We start from the raw sequence: 14,058 nt of genomic DNA on the forward strand, positions 1-14,058 counted from the left end.
ATGAGCGACTCACAGAAAGTTTTTGATCATCTTTCCGGAACTACGAATAATCCGGTGTTATTTAAAATTGCAGATAAAGTGTTGCAAGATAAACGCATCAGCTTTGATGAAGGTGTAATTCTTTTTGAAAATGCTTCTCTTGGTTTTACCGGTACGCTTGCAGATTATATTCGAATAAAAAAACACGGGCTCACTACTTATTTCAATCGCAACTTTCATATTGAACCCACTAATTTATGTGTGTTCTCCTGTAAATTTTGTTCCTATAGCAGATTGATAAAACAAAAGGAAGATGGATGGATAATGTCCAAAGAACAAATGATGGATATTGTGAAATCGTATTTGGATAAACCTGTTACTGAAGTGCATATTGTGGGTGGAGTATTGCCGCAAATGAATCTTGAATTCTTTGCAGATTTATTGCGCTCGATAAAAGAAATTGCTCCGCATTTGCATATCAAAGGATATACTGCGGTTGAATTAGAATATATGATTCGCAAAGCAAAATTGAGTTGGCATGATGGATTAAAATATTTGAAAGAAGCCGGATTGGATTCATTGCCCGGCGGAGGGGCTGAAATATTTGATGAGGAAATTCGCAATCAGATTTGTGCAGATAAAGCAGATACAAAAACATGGTTAGATATTCATGAAGCAGCACATAATTTAGGAATGCATAGCAACGCAACTATTTTATATGGACATATAGAAAACTATTCTCATCGTATTGATCATCTTGATAGATTGAGAAATTTGCAAGATAAAACCGGTGGATTTAATACATTCATTCCATTAAAATTTCGCAATAAAAATAATGAGATGAATTATGTGCCTGAAGGTTCTGTAATAGAGGATTTACGCAATTATGCAATCTCCAGAATTTACCTCGATAACTTCCCGCATATAAAAGCATATTGGCCAATGATTGGAAGACAGGTGGCGCAGATGTCTTTAAATTTTGGAGTAAATGATATTGATGGAACAATTGACGACAGCACAAAAATTTATTCAATGGCAGGCGCTGAAGAACAATCACCAACAATGAGCACAAAAGAAATTGTTGAATTGATTCGTGAGGCCGGAAAACATCCGGTGGAAAGAGATACGCTATATAATATTTTGCATGATTTTCATGATGTAGAATTTGCAGATGATACCTCTCAAGGGTTTATTAATCTTCCTGTAATTCATTAAATTGGAAAAGCATATTTATTTAATTCGCCACGGTGAAACTGATTTTAATAAACAAGGAATTGTGCAGGGTAGAGGAGTGGATAGTTCGTTAAATGAAAATGGAAGATTGCAAAGTCAATTATTTTTTGATGCATATAACAATGCAGGTTTCGAAAAAATTTTCGTTTCGAATTTAAAACGCACTTATCAAACAATAGAGCCATTTGCACTATCGGGAATTCATATTGAAAAACATGCAGGTTTAGATGAAATTAGTTGGGGTGTGCATGAAGGACAAAGTGATGGCGATTCTTTTAAACGGTTTTATGAAATTTTGCATTTGTGGAAGAGCGGTGATATCTCACAAAAAATTGATGGCGGTGAAAGTCCGGTAGATGTGCAACAACGACAATTAGAGTTTTTGGAAAAGCTCATCACAACTCCAGAAAATAATATTCTTATTTGTTCGCATGGCAGAGCAATGCGGATTTTACTTTGCACTATGTTGCAACAGGATTTAAAAGAAATGGATAGCTACCCACATCGCAATCTCAGTTTGTATAAACTTAATTTTAATGAAGGTGTTTTTCGAGTAACACTGTTTAATGAAATACAACATGTTGAATCCACATTTTAAAGTAAGCCTTGTTTCGTATTGGAATACCAAACCATTTTTATTTGGAATTCAACACAGTCCGGTGAAACAATTTTTTGATATGCAATTGGATGTACCTTCTGCGGGAGGTAAAAAAATGTTGCAGTCAGAAACTGATATTGCATTAATACCCGTTGTTATAAAAAATGAAATTCCTGAATTACAACTCATCACAGATTATTGCATTGGTGCTATCGGTCCGGTGCGCACAGTTTGTTTGGTGAGCAATGTTCCGATTGAAGAAATAGAAGAAATATTTTTAGATGATCATTCACTTACTTCTGTGCAATTGTTGCGAGTACTTTTAAAAGAATACTGGAAATTATCTCCAACAATGAAACCTGCTTCATCGGGATTTTTAGATGCAGTAAAAAATAACACTGCTGCATTGGTAATTGGTGATCGCAGTTTTCATGTAAGCAGCCGTTTTAAATATGTATATGATCTTGCTGAATGCTGGATACAACATACAGGATTACCATTTGTATTTGCAGCATGGTTTAGTCGCAAACCTATAGATGCAGAAATAATAACGATGCTAAATGAAGCATTAAAATTTGGTGTAGATCATATTGATGAAGTAGCAGCTTTATTATCCGGCGCCACTATCTCAGAACAGGAAATGCATTATTATCTCACGCACAATATTAATTATCATTTGGATGATGCAAAACGCAAAGGCATGGATTTATTTCTGCAAAAAATAAAAACATTAGAGACTGTGCAATCCTGATTTTAATTTATCCCCCCAATTACATCCAGACATTTTTCAATCAATCTTGCAATTGTTTTTTCAGGCTGTTTACTAAATGTGCCATCTGCACGATTTGCTAAAATTGCATTGAGTGAAATACATTGATGATTTAATAAAGCACATAAACCAAACAATCCCGACGACTCCATTTCAAAATTGCAAATGCGATAGTTCTGAAATTGAAATGCATTGAGTTGTTCTAAAAAATTCGGGAGTATTGGTGATGAAAAAATTGCTCTCGCCTGCGGACCATAAAATCCCGGACAAGTCATTGTTATTCCTTTATGAAAACCGGAATCAAAATGTGTTTGTAGTTCTTTGGATGATGCAAAGACATAAGGAGATATTGTATTCGGAAAATGAATCGCTTTTAATAAATATTGTAAAAGTGCATCTTCCTCATTTGTATTTTGATAAGGATAAAAATGCATCAGATTATCTAAACCAATTGCGTAATGACTCGCAACAAAACTATCTACCGGAATATCCGAATGCAAACTTCCGGAAGTGCCAATTCTGAAAATTTTAAATGGATTATTTATTGGTAACAATTTGCGAGTTTGCAAATCCACATGTTTCAGAATATGCAATTCATTCAACACAATATCAATATTATCCGTACCGATTCCGCTGCTGATTACTGTAACACGTTTGTTGTTATAATATCCTGTATGTGTAATAAATTCTCTGTTTTCAACAGTGTGTTCAATGGTTGTAAAATGTCTGCTCACCAATTGTACACGTTCCGGATCGCCGACAGTTATGATTGTATCTGATACTTGTTCTGGATGCAGATGTAAATGATATACACTGCTATCGGCATTTAATATAATCTCACTCGCTTTAAACACAGTGCAACAAATTTAATCAGACTGAGTAACTAATTTTGCGCTGATTCATTATGATTGAAAAGAAAGGCATACTTGTTCCCACTGATTTTTCTAAACCTGCATTTTCTGCTTTGGAATATGGTATATACATTGCCAATCGCCGTGACCTTCCTATTTATCTATTGCATATTGCTGATAAAAGTAAGTTGCGAGATAAAATAGAAGTAAGAGATGAATACCGCAATCGTATAGCTGCGCTTTATAATAAGTTAGAACAATTAAAAAATAAAAGTGGTGGTGCATTTCGCATTAAAACATTTTTGATAATATCTGATGAATCCATCTCAGAAGAGATAATTGCTTTTGGTGAAAAAATGGAAACAACCTTGTGCCTTATGGGCACGTTTGGAGGATCTTATTCTGCAAGTAAAATTCGCATTGGTACCAACACAGGAAAAGTAGTAAGCGATGCACCATTTCCGGTTGCAACAAGTTTTACTACGAAGAAACCTATCAGCTTTAAAAATTTATTATTACCCATTGATTTTACAAAACATACTACTGAAAAAGTAGAACGCATTATTTATTTCGCAAAAGATTATGATGCTAAAATACACTTACTTGCAACATCAGAATTTTTGGAAGAACTCACCACCTCCGATGATAAATTAATTGAGCGATTAGAAGAAGCTGCAACAGAAATTCGTAAGCAAGGCTTGCGATGCAGCACAGAAATTATTCGTCATGATGCAGTGAGTAATTCAGTAACCAGTTATGCAAAAGAAGTAGATGCAGATTTAATTGTAATTATGGCAGCACATCAAAACTGGTTATCACAATGGATATTCGGCAGCCGTACCAATAAAGTAATTATGTATGCAGATATTCCGGTATTAAGTTTTCGTCCGCAGGAGTAAGGGTATCGGGTATTGAGTATTGGGTATTGGGTTTTGAGTTCGAGGTTTCAGGTTTCAAGTTAAAAAATTATCGTTCGTCTGATTATTAAAAGGCTATTAGCATTTAGCAATTGGCAGTTGGCGAAAAACGTCATTGGGAGGAGTGAGGTACGAGCGACGTGGCAATCTCCGGTTTCGGGTTTCAAGTTCTAGGGTTACTCAAATGCAGTTATCGCCTTAGCCATCGCCTTCGCTTTTTTCAATTCCACTTTTTTTTAATTCTACAATTCTACAATTCTACTTTTCCAATTCCACGATTTCACAGTTCCTCAATTCAATAATTCTCCATTAAGAATCTATCGGAACATTATTACTTATCTGTTACACCATTGTTAAAAAAAATTATTTAGATTTGGAATAACAAAAATTTCAATCATAATGGAACTATTGAAATCTTGCCTTCTTCACAAAAGATTATTTACCTTTTAAATTTAATTATATGATAGATTATTTAAACACCTCTACTTCAATCACCGCAACGTCCCTAAGCTGCGCAAGGGAGACGATGCGGGAACGGAAAAAAATTGAGCAGAATAACTCTATCATATATCAAGATAAGTTATTCATATTAAATTCAGGATTATGAAAAGCATTTTATTATGTATAGCAGCAGCAATAAGCTGCTGCTATACTTTTGCTCAACAAGATGCGAATTGGGTATTTGGAGATAGTGCAGGATTATATTTTCATGATGGAATTGTAGAATCATTTACTACCAGTATGCAAGGATATGATGCAAGTGCCAGCATTTCAGATAGTGATGGTAATTTGCTTTTTTATACAAATGGAATTTATATTTGGAATAAATACCATGAGTTAATGACAAACGGTGATAGCTTGCAAATAGGTGGCTTGCCATATGGTGTGGAATATGGTAGCAGCATTACGCAGGGTGTTATTATTGTTCCTAAACCTGATTATTATAATCAATATTATATTTTTTATATCAAGGACTTTGGACTTGCCTATGCGTTGGTGGATATGAGTGATTCAACGGGAATAGTCCTAGATAAAAATATTGAAATCTATGATAAATCGTTAACAGAGAAAATGCAAGCAGTTAAGCACGCAAACGGTTGCGACTGGTGGTTGGTATTAAGAGGCTGGCCAGATGTATTGGTAGGAGATTCTGCTTTTTATTTTCTTACATATTTAATTACTGCATCAGGTATCGAAGGTCCTTTTTTTCAATACTATGGAGAAGAATACGAATTTGAGAATATATCCGGAGTAGGACAAATGAAATTTACTCAAGATGGATCTAAAGTAGCACTAATTAGAAATACATATATAGATATTTATGATTTTGACCGCTCTACGGGGTTATTCAGCAACTGGCAAACAATTAATAATGTATTTGAATATGGTGCGTATGGGTTAGAATGGTCATCCGACAAAACAAAGTTATATGCCACTGGTAATTATGGACCAGCTGCCAAAACGCAATTAGTTCAATATTGCTTTAATTGCAAATCTATTCTTGACAGTACACGTACTTTAATTTTTAAAGAATCTTTTGAAGGATTTGCATTAAGCCAAATGGAAATTGGAAGCGATAGTAAGATTTATATAACAATCTCTCACTATATAGATCCCAATTGGGTTTATGATAATTATAATAAAAACCTATCAGTAATCAACAAGCCAAACTTAGAAGGATCAACATGCGATTTTGATACCCTTACAATTTCCTTGGGTGGTCATCGAGTTAAATATGGGCTACCCAACATTCCCAATTACAATCTTGGTGCATTGCCGGGTTATGAATGTGATAGCATAATTATTTCTGCTACAGATGGAATGAAGGAAAATAATATTGCCTTATATCCAAATCCATCCAATGGATATTTACAAATAAGTGGTATAGATGATTATAACATTCCTGCTCAAATTACAATTACTGATTTAAGTGGGAATATGATAGAGTCATTTTCAAATAAATATTTGACAACTCCGATAGATGTAAGTGCATTGAGTAATGGATTATATATTATTACCATTATCCAGGGAGGACAAATGCTTTTACAAGATAAATTCCTCATCCTAAAAAACAATTAAATGAAAAGAATATTTATTTTCATTGCATGCGCCTTTTGCGCATGCAATGCCTTTTCGCAATATGATGCTAACTGGGCTTTTGGCGATGGAACTGGATTGTTTTTTAGCGAGGATACTATTATACCCTTTGAATCATCAATATCTGGATTTGAAGCACAAGCAAGTATTTCGGACAGCAGCGGTAATTTATTATTTTATACAAATGGTCAGAATGTTTGGAATAGGGAGCATGAATTAATGCCAAATGGCACAGGACTCAAAATTGGTAAATTAAGCCCGGATTCTGCATTCGGTTCAAGTATAACACAAGGAGTAATAATTTTACCCATGCCATTATCCGAACGCATGTATTATATATTTTATAATAAGGATAACGCTTTGGAAAATGGCCTCGATTATTGTGTGGTTGATATGGATGCAGAAAGTGGACTTGGAGATGTAATTGAAAAAAATATAACTATATTAGAAAGACCAACAACAGAAAAAATGCAAGCAGTTCAGCATGCCAATGGAAGGGACTGGTGGTTAATGATTCATAGCAGCATTATTATAACAGATGAAGATTGGCCGGACTATATCACCACTTTTTTGATAACACCATCTGGTATTGAAGGTCCGTTCGACCAGGAGCCTGGATTTGAAACTGTAGATGATGATAATTATAATGGTTTAGGTCAAATGAAATTTAATAGACAAGGGAATATGCTTGCCTATACAAGAGGGAAACATGTGGAACTTGCCGATTTTGATCGTTGTACTGGTTTATTGTCAAATTGGTACACAATTAAAAACGTACATGAGTATGGTACTTATGGGTGTGAATTTTCGCCTGATGGAACTAAATTATACATAACTGGAGGAATAGTTTCGCCAAGTAATAATACCCAACTTTATCAATATTGTTTAAATTGTAAGGATGAAATAATTGATTCTACGAAACAACTTATTTATAAGGAAAATTTTGAAGATTTTAAATTAGGGCAACTTCAATTAGGTACAAACAATAGAATCTTCATTGCAATGACTTATATATATCCGGATTATATTTTTAGTTTTCAGAATATGAATTTATCAATTATTAATACACCTAATAATATAGGTCTAAGTTCGGATTTTGATACTTTAACGTTATCGTTAAATGGTAAAGGTGTGAAAGGAGGTCTTCCCAACATGCCCAACTATAATCTGGGTGCATTAGCAGGCAGTGGATGTGATACTGTAATTTCCGGTGTAATTAATTCGGAGCAATTAAAAAATGCCATTACATTTTATCCCAATCCCGCATACGACTACATCATTATTTCAGGAGATATAAATGCAAATGATATTTTAAAAATATACAGTGCAGATGGCAGAGTTGTGTTGCAGGAAAAAATAAATACAACAAATACGAAAGTGGATATTTCTAAGCTTCCTCCGGGTGTGTATGTTATTCAAATAAGTGAAGATGGGTTGGTGAAGTATTCGGAGAAGTTATTCAAATAGTATCGGGTAGTGGGTATAGGGTATTGGGTATTGAGAAATCAGTTGTCAGTAATTAGTAATGAATATTCAGTGAGAAAGTTTTTTCCGCCGGAACTTGAAACTTGAAAATCGAAACCCAAAAATCCATTGTCAACTATCCATTGTCAATTAATAAAGTCCACTGGCAATTTATAATGTCACCCCTTCGGGGTTTGTATTTTTTGTTCGTGTTGTTTGTTAAAATAATGACAACCCTTCGGGTTTATCACCGAATCATTTCATTCTCACCCCGATAGATATCATGGGCACATTTTCAAATTTGCACATTAAACACATCGGCTAATCAGCTAATCAACCAATCAGCTAATTCTACATTCCTAATTCTCAATTCCTAATTCTTAATTCTTAATTCTTAATTCTCACTCATCCTCGCATTATATTCTTCTCATTATTAAAGAATCTCACGCTAATTATTAAGCTGATTCCGGCATACACTAATAATGAAACATAAGTAAGTATTAATGGTATTGGTTGTGCAGTTCCTGAAATAATTTCTTTGGCTCCTAATGACACATTTAATATGGGAATAAATGCGGTGGTGGTATCTAATCGAACACCGGGCATCATACCTATAATTGCAGGAAGCACTACTATTATCATCAGTGGACTGATATAACTCTGTGCTTCTTTAAATGATCTTGCATAAATAGATAGCATCAGTAAAAGTGCTGCAAAGAAAATATTTAATGGAAGTAGAATTAATAATAATTGAATTACGGTGCCCGGTTCTAAAATGCCATTCATTAATTCTGCCATTGCGCCGCCGCCTGCCATATCCCCTGAATCAAAATTTATTTTTGCTGCGATAAGCATTCCGATGATTGCACTTATTGCAGAAATAAATCCGGATAATGCAACAACTAAAAATTTACCTATATATATTTCAACTCTGCTTGCTGATGAAACTAATAATGTCTCTAACGTACCTCTTTCTTTTTCTCCCGCTGCTAAATCTATTGCAGGATACATACAACCGAGTAAACAAAATATCATAAAGAAATACGGAATCATTCCACCGATGATTGCACCTGTTTGTTCACGTTCACTTGCAAGATTAATTCCTCTGGATGATGCAGGATTTAATTGTGTGGCATTTATATTTAGTTGCGCTATTCTTTTTGCACCGAGTATGCCTTGAAATTCTGCATCCATTTTTCGAATACCATCTACTTTATATTCATTATTAGTTGAGTTGTAATAATAATTATAAGTGGTTGGCAAAATAGAATCAATAGCGGCAACAAAATCTGCAGGAAACCAATAGATCACATCAAAGCTATCTGTGGTAACTAATTGCTTTGCTGTAATTGTATCTATTGCAAGATTTGTAATTCTTGTTTGCTTAGTGGAGTGTGCGTATTCATCAAATAACATTTCGCCACCGGTTTCAATAATACCAATTCTTGTAATACTTGCATCCGCTTTTTCTTGCTGTGATTCCAAAAAATTTGTAACCACTGTGAGTATTACAGGATAAAGTAACAAAGGCATTAACAGCATCATGTATAATGTGCGTTTATCCCGTGTAACATCTTTAAATTCTTTTCGGAATATGGTAAATATATTTTTCATCTGTGTAGTATTTAGGCTTTAGTGTTTTCGTGATTAGTTGCAATGCGAATAAACTCATCTTCCAATGTTGGTTCTTGCATTGTTGATTTAAAATTTTCGTAAGTATTATTATAAATTAAATCGCCCTTATGAATAATTGCAAGATCATCACTCAACATATTTACTTCACTCATAATATGCGTAGAAAAAATAACGGTTTTATTTTGATCTCTGCAATCACGAATTAATTGAATAATATTTTTTGCAGTGAGTACATCTAATCCTGAAGTTGGTTCATCAAATACCACTACTTCCGGATCGTGAATCATGGTGCGGGCAATAGAAACTTTTTGTTTCATACCGGTACTGAATTTTGCAATGCGTCTGTTTGCAAATGAATTTATATCCAATCTGTCGAACAATTCTTTTTTTCTTTTTTCAATTAAGTCATCCGGCATTCCACTTAATTTCCCGAAGTAAGTAATAAACTCATTCGGTGTAAGTCTGTCGTATAATCCTGTAGAGCCGGTAAGAAATCCCAATCGTCTGCGTACTTCCACTTCTTGCTCCACCACATCATAACCCGCTACTTTTATATGTCCGCCTGTTGGCTTTAATATCGTTGCAATCATGCGTAACGTAGTTGTTTTTCCCGCACCATTCGGACCCAGTAAAGTAAAGATGCGACCGGGTTTACAGCTAAAGGAAATATTGCTGACTGCATCAATTGTGTTGCCCGAAATTTCGGCGCCCATTTCTTTTTGTTGCTTTTTTGAAAGCGAAAATGTTTTTGAAAGATTAATTACTTCAATCATAATTTAAAGTGGTTTTAATGTATAGCCTTTGTCTTTTAATAATTGTATTACTCCAGTATCGAATGGTAAATGTCCGGCACCAACTGCAATAAATGAAGCACCTGATTGCATGATGGATTCAATTTCAGGAATCCATTTTTTATTGCGGTTGATGAGCATTACATCTTCGTATTTCATCAAGCCTTCATCGCCCTCGTTCATTAGTGTGCTGATAGTTTCCAAATCTTCTGATTTATAAGCTTGAATGATCGCATCCCATTGTGCATTCAGATTTGTTGTATCATTTATTCCATCTACCATCCATTGCAATTGTTCGATATAGGGAATGCTATCAAAAATTGCCAACTGATCATCTACTGTTTCCAAACCTTTTATTTTCTTTTTGTTTTGCATACTCTGCATTAAAAAATATAATTCATACGATTCAATTTCACCATCAATTATATTAGTGAGCAGAAGTTGTTGAAGTGCCAAGGGTTTTTTATTATCGAATTCTTCAAGATTAATATCAAAAGAATCTATCAGATATGTTTTTAATATTTGATAATCATCGGGTGCCATCATGCCGCTGATAGTTTGTCCTTCGGGTAATTCCATTTTTTTTTCTAAACCCATTAATGCAGACATATCATCCAACTTAATTTCAAATGCCACCTGATTGCAAAGTTTAAAAACAGAATCTACTTCTTTACGCACAAAAAAATCTTCTTTGCTAATTAAATGAATAGTGCCATATAAATAGGAAGGAGAAGTAAGTCCATTACCGGAAATTTCCCAAAGCAATGAGGATGTTTTTGTTTCTGTTTGTGCATTAACCGGCTTTGCAAATATTAGAAAAGCAACACAGCTTATTACAACTATTCTTATTTTAATAAATACTATTCTATTTAAATTTATCACGAGTTATTTTTATTTGTATTCAACAAATGTTCTGTAAAGAATTGCTCCATTGCTTCATAAAATTCAAAGCGATTTTCTTCATTTGCAAAACCATGTCCTTCATTTTCTTTCACCATATATTTTACTTCCACACCATTATTGCGCATTGCTTCCACCATCTGATCACTTTCTGCTTGCACTACTCTCGGATCTTTTGCACCCTGTGCAATAAACAGTGGCACTTTAATTTTATCTGCATGAAAAACAGGTGAAGTATTTTCAAATTGTGTTTTATCTGTTTCCGGATTTCCAACCATTTCATACATCATTTCTAAATACGGTTCCCAATATGGCGGAATGGTTTTCATAAACGTAAATAAATTTGATACGCCTACATAATCAACTCCACATGCATATAAATCAGGAGTGAAAGCCAGACCTGCTAATGTTGCATAACCACCATAACTTCCACCATAAATTCCAATGCGATTTTTATCTGCAATACCTTTATCAATTAACCAATGCACACCATCAGTAATATCATCCTGCATTTTTTTTCCCCATTGTTTAAAAGATGATTCTAAAAATGCTCTTCCATATCCTGTACTCCCACGAAAATTCATTTGCAAAACAGCAAAGCCTCGGTTAGCAAGAAATTGCACATCGGGTTGAAAGTGCCATTCATCTCTTGCCCAGGGACCACCATGTGGATTTACAATTACAGGCACCGGCAATTTTGTATCGGCAGGTAATGTTAAGTATCCGTGAATTTTCAATCCATCTCTGCTGCTATATTCTATTGCTTGCATTGATTGCAATTGATTAGGATCTAACCACGGACTTACATTTGCAAGATGTGTGAGTTTTTCTGTTGCAACATCATAGATATAATAATTGCCAAGCGATTTATCGGATAATGTTCTTATAATAAAAATATCTTCTGCTTTATTTCTAGCGGTAATATAAATTTCAGCATCGTAATTTATTTGTGCTCTAATATTTTCATACACCTGTTTTGTAAAGTCATCAAAGAAATGCAGTTCAGTTTTCCAGGTAGTAAATTTTGCATAAGTAATTACTTTGCGTTTGCGTGAATAATATATGCCGGAAATATCTACTGCATCATGTTCAAATAATACTTCAGTTTCTTTAGCTGTTTCCGGATCAAATAATACAACCGCCATTTTATCTCTGTTCAGATTTGATAATGCATATACTTGCTTATTATCAAAATCAAAAAACACCGGCATAATTCCTTCTTTAAAATTTGTGGTAAGAATATTTTCAAAAGTTGCAGAACCATTTTTTCTGTAAAGCAAACTTGTATTCACGCCATCAGTTGTCATAGCCATACGTACTGCTCCCGTATGATCGGTAATCCATTGTGTAATATTCCCGGGATTCTCTTCCACCAATTTTAATTCTCCCGTTAATGCATTTAATTTATATACATCAAAAAAAACAGGATTGCGTTTATTCATTTGAATTAAAACAAATTCCGGCTCATCTATTAATTCATCAACAATACTTGTCTTTACATTTTCGAAAGGAGTTACATCTGTTGATTCTCCTGAAATTAAATCCGTGATATATAAATGTTCATTTTCATCTCCACCGGTATCTTGCAAAAAAGCAAGCTTAGAATTATTCAACCAGAAGTAAAACATGATATCTCTTTCTGTTTGATTCGTAATACATTTTATTTCTTCCGTTTCTCTATTTTGAATATGAATATTTAAACGATTATTTACAGAAGCCAACCAGGAAATATGAGTTCCGTCCTTTGAAATTTTAAAACCTGTTTTATCGGGATTGCGAAAAAAATCTCTTAATGGAATTGCCATTCTACTTTATTAATTTGAAGTCAGCAAATGTAGTACTTCTTGTGCATGGCTTTCACTATTGCATTTACAAATACTATTAAGAGTTGTTAATAGTGAAAAGTGAATGGTGAATTGTGAATTGTGAGAAGTGAATGGTGAATTGTGAATTGTGAAAAGTGAGTAATCAGTATTAAGTGATCAGTAATGAGTAATCAGTGAGGAGTTTTTTTTCAATAGTCAATACTCAATAGTCAACGTTATTTGCCAATAGCTAAAGGCCAAAAGCCAATAGCTTGATTTTTTCATTGTCAACTGTCAATTGTCAATTTTCAACTGTCAAAGTTTATCTTTGCAACATGAGTCATTTAGTAGCTCCTTCTATATTATCCTGTGATTTCGCTTACGTAGCACGTGATGTGGAAATGATTAATTCATCTGCCGCTGATTGGTTGCATGTGGATGTAATGGATGGTGTGTATGTTCCCAATATTAGTTTTGGATTGCCTGTGGTGGAAGCTATGAAACGCCATTCTAAAATTCCTTTGGATGTGCATTTAATGATAGTGGAACCGCAAAATTATATTGATGATTTTCGCAAAGCAGGAGCGGATAGAATTTCTATTCATGTAGAAGCATGTATTCATTTGCATGCTGCTGTTGCGCAAATTAAAAAATCAGGAGCCAAAGCAAGTATTGCAATTAATCCTTCAACATCACTTTCTGCACTGGAAGAAATTTTACCTTTTATTGATGGAGTATGTTTGATGAGTGTAAATCCCGGATTTGGTGGTCAAGCTTTTATTGAAACAGCAATTAATAAAATAAAAAAATTAAAGCAGATGATTCAGCATTGCAGCAACGAAGTATTGATTGAAGTGGATGGTGGTGTGAAGTTGGATAATGCGCAAAGAATATTAGATGCTGGTGCTGATATTTTAGTAAGTGGCAGTGGTGTATTCTCACAAGCAGATCCTATTGCTGCAATTCAAACACTGAAAAATCTTCAAAGAAATAATTAATTATTAAAGCCCTCGTTTACT

The 14,058-nt window shown here is 34.2% G+C and carries 12 protein-coding genes; 7 read left to right on the forward strand and 5 right to left on the reverse strand.

The features are described 5' to 3' along the window. From mqnE to IPN31_07760, 3 genes are read left to right on the forward strand one after another with little or no spacing between them, the layout of a single operon-like run. Positions 1-1,194 carry an aminofutalosine synthase MqnE gene (mqnE, locus tag IPN31_07750; protein ID MBK8681782.1) on the forward strand — a complete coding sequence of 398 codons (1,194 nt, stop codon included), beginning with the start codon at positions 1-3 and terminating at the stop codon, positions 1,192-1,194. A gap of 1 nt (position 1,195) precedes the next feature. Then, positions 1,196-1,810, forward strand: a complete 615-nt coding sequence (locus IPN31_07755; GenBank protein MBK8681783.1) for a histidine phosphatase family protein — start codon at positions 1,196-1,198, stop codon at positions 1,808-1,810. Continuing rightward, positions 1,779-2,561: a menaquinone biosynthesis protein gene (locus IPN31_07760; protein MBK8681784.1), complete on the forward strand. Its 783-nt coding sequence runs from the start codon at positions 1,779-1,781 to the stop codon at positions 2,559-2,561. Before IPN31_07755 ends, IPN31_07760 begins: the two co-directional genes overlap by 32 nt. A 2-nt stretch (positions 2,562-2,563) precedes the next feature. Here the strand turns inward: IPN31_07760 and IPN31_07765 are convergent, their stop codons facing one another. Further along, positions 2,564-3,433: a nucleoside phosphorylase gene (locus tag IPN31_07765; GenBank protein ID MBK8681785.1), complete on the reverse strand. Its 870-nt coding sequence runs from the start codon at positions 3,431-3,433 to the stop codon at positions 2,564-2,566. A gap of 50 nt (positions 3,434-3,483) precedes the next feature. Here IPN31_07765 and IPN31_07770 point away from each other — a divergent pair, with 50 nt between their 5' ends. The 3 genes from IPN31_07770 to IPN31_07780 all read left to right on the forward strand — a co-directional run bounded on the left by IPN31_07770 (position 3,484) and on the right by IPN31_07780 (position 7,911). Then, the gene (locus IPN31_07770) at positions 3,484-4,329 is read left to right on the forward strand and encodes a universal stress protein (GenBank protein MBK8681786.1); all 846 of its coding nucleotides are present in this window, start codon (positions 3,484-3,486) and stop codon (positions 4,327-4,329) included. A 621-nt stretch (positions 4,330-4,950) separates the two neighbouring features. Then, positions 4,951-6,426 (forward strand): T9SS type A sorting domain-containing protein, encoded by a 1,476-nt coding sequence (locus IPN31_07775; protein MBK8681787.1) that lies wholly within the window; start codon positions 4,951-4,953, stop codon positions 6,424-6,426. Next, positions 6,427-7,911 carry a T9SS type A sorting domain-containing protein gene (locus IPN31_07780; GenBank protein MBK8681788.1) on the forward strand — a complete coding sequence of 495 codons (1,485 nt, stop codon included), beginning with the start codon at positions 6,427-6,429 and terminating at the stop codon, positions 7,909-7,911. A gap of 402 nt (positions 7,912-8,313) precedes the next feature. Here IPN31_07780 and IPN31_07785 read toward each other — a convergent pair whose 3' ends face one another. Genes IPN31_07785 through IPN31_07800 form a run of 4 tightly spaced genes read right to left on the reverse strand, consistent with a single transcriptional unit; the run spans position 8,314 to position 13,039 of the window. After that, the gene (locus IPN31_07785) at positions 8,314-9,522 is read right to left on the reverse strand and encodes an ABC transporter permease (GenBank protein ID MBK8681789.1); all 1,209 of its coding nucleotides are present in this window, start codon (positions 9,520-9,522) and stop codon (positions 8,314-8,316) included. 11 nt (positions 9,523-9,533) lie between these two features. Continuing rightward, complete coding sequence (locus IPN31_07790; protein MBK8681790.1) at positions 9,534-10,316, reverse strand: ATP-binding cassette domain-containing protein; 783 nt, start codon at positions 10,314-10,316, stop codon at positions 9,534-9,536. 3 nt (positions 10,317-10,319) lie between these two features. Beyond that, a complete protein-coding gene (locus IPN31_07795; GenBank protein MBK8681791.1) occupies positions 10,320-11,216 on the reverse strand; it encodes a TraB/GumN family protein in 897 nt (298 codons plus the stop codon). Beyond that, entirely contained in the window at positions 11,213-13,039 is a 1,827-nt protein-coding gene (locus tag IPN31_07800; GenBank protein ID MBK8681792.1) for a S9 family peptidase, read from the reverse strand. The genes IPN31_07795 and IPN31_07800 overlap by 4 nt, the downstream gene beginning before the upstream one ends. Positions 13,040-13,374: 335 nt before the next feature. Here IPN31_07800 and IPN31_07805 point away from each other — a divergent pair, with 335 nt between their 5' ends. Further along, positions 13,375-14,037 carry a ribulose-phosphate 3-epimerase gene (locus IPN31_07805; GenBank protein MBK8681793.1) on the forward strand — a complete coding sequence of 221 codons (663 nt, stop codon included), beginning with the start codon at positions 13,375-13,377 and terminating at the stop codon, positions 14,035-14,037. The last annotated feature ends 21 nt before the right edge of the window (positions 14,038-14,058 follow it).

It is taken from the genome of Bacteroidota bacterium (assembly GCA_016715425.1).
In the GTDB taxonomy this organism is placed as follows: domain Bacteria; phylum Bacteroidota; class Bacteroidia; order Chitinophagales; family BACL12; genus JADKAC01.